The sequence below is a fragment of the Sphingomonas sp. genome (assembly GCF_031380695.1).
Taxonomy (GTDB): domain Bacteria; phylum Pseudomonadota; class Alphaproteobacteria; order Sphingomonadales; family Sphingomonadaceae; genus Sphingomicrobium.
Map to the genome: position 1 here is coordinate 1 of NZ_JANMWY010000291.1, position 1,502 is coordinate 1,502.

General features: G+C 65.5%; 3 protein-coding genes. All 3 read left to right on the forward strand.

Annotated features, from left to right (window positions below; genetic code table 11):
• Positions 1–511: GDP-mannose 4,6-dehydratase (locus RMN84_RS10555; protein WP_309612130.1), on the forward strand; the 511-nt coding region annotated here is incomplete at its 5' end.
• Positions 508–1,395 (forward strand): dTDP-4-dehydrorhamnose reductase, encoded by an 888-nt coding sequence (gene rfbD / locus RMN84_RS10560; protein ID WP_309612131.1) that lies wholly within the window; start codon positions 508–510, stop codon positions 1,393–1,395. The genes RMN84_RS10555 and rfbD, both read left to right, overlap by 4 nt.
• A partial coding sequence (locus tag RMN84_RS10565) for a sugar phosphate nucleotidyltransferase (protein WP_309612132.1) occupies positions 1,392–1,502 on the forward strand: 111 nt, incomplete at its 3' end. The genes rfbD and RMN84_RS10565, both read left to right, overlap by 4 nt.

Sequence of the window (1,502 nt, forward strand, 5' to 3'; positions counted from 1 at the left end):
CATCACCAACTGCTCGAACAATTACGGCCCGTTCCACCTTCCCGAAAAGCTGATCCCCCTGATGATCGTCAAGGCGCTCGCCGGCGAAAGGCTGCCGGTCTATGGTGCCGGGTCCAACGTGCGCGATTGGCTGTTCGTGGAGGATCATGTCCGCGCGCTCCAGGCGGTGTTCGAGCGCGGCGAACCAGGCCGCACCTACAACGTCGGCGGCGGAGCCGAGAAGCGCAACCTCGAGGTGGTCGAAACGGTCTGCGCCATCCTCGACCGGCTTGTCTCCCGCGCCGACGGCGAGCCCTATTCAAGCCAGATCGCGTTCGTTCCCGATCGTCCCGGCCACGACCAGCGCTATGCCATCGACGCGTCGCGAATTCGCGACGAGCTTGGCTGGGAGCCGCTCGAAAGCTTTCCGAGCGGAATTGAAAAGACCGTCGCTTGGTACCTCGACAACGAGGACTGGTGGCGAACTATCGTCGACGAGAGCCAGGCCGACAAGCGGCGCGGCCTCGCGTGAGGGAAGTCCTCGTTACCGGTGGGCGGGGCCAGTTGGGTCAGGCGCTTCAGCGCGCGCACTGGCCTGATGGCTGGCGAACTATCGCTCCGCTGCGCGACGAACTTGACCTTGCCGACAGCGCTGCGCTCGACCAGTTCGTCCGGTCGCGACAATGGGCGGCGGTCATCAACGCCGCTGCCTACACCGCCGTCGATCGCGCCGAGGAAGAGCCGGTCGAGGCCTGGCGGAGCAACGCGCTTGTCCCCGCCGCGCTTGCTGCCGCCTGCCGCCGAGCGAATAGCCTGCTGATCCACCTCTCGACCGATTATGTGTTTGACGGATCGGCAGCCGGGGCGCGCGACGTGGGAGATACGACCGGTCCGATCGGAGTTTATGGCGCGTCCAAGCTCGGTGGCGAGCTGGCCGTGCGTAGCGGATGCCCGAGGCATGTTATCATTCGCACTTCGTGGCTGGTCAGCCCGTATGGCAGTAACTTCATCCGGACGATGCTCCGCCTGGGCCAAGATCGTGCGCGGGTCGGTATCGTCGCCGACCAGCACGGCAGCCCCACCAGCGCCAACGACCTGGCCGCGGCAATCGTCCGCATCGCGGTCGGTCTCGACGCCGATCCGGCAGCGCCCGCGGGCACTTATCACTTCAGCAATGAAGGCGCGACCGACTGGCATGAGTTCGCCGCCGCAATCTTCGCTGGGAGCGCGGCGCGCGGCGGGCCGAGCGCCGCCGTCGATGCGATCTCCACCGCCGATTTTCCAACCGCTGCCAGGCGGCCAGCGAACTCGCTCCTGTCGAGCGCGGCTATCACCCGCGACTGGGACATACGCCCGCGCCCTTGGCGAGACGCGCTTGAAGACATTCTCGACGAACTGATCGGACCAAAGCAATGAAGGGCATCATTCTCGCCGGCGGCTCGGGCACGCGGCTTCACCCGGCAACCTTGGCGATCAACAAGCAACTCTTGCCGGTCTATGACAAACCGATGATCTATTACCCG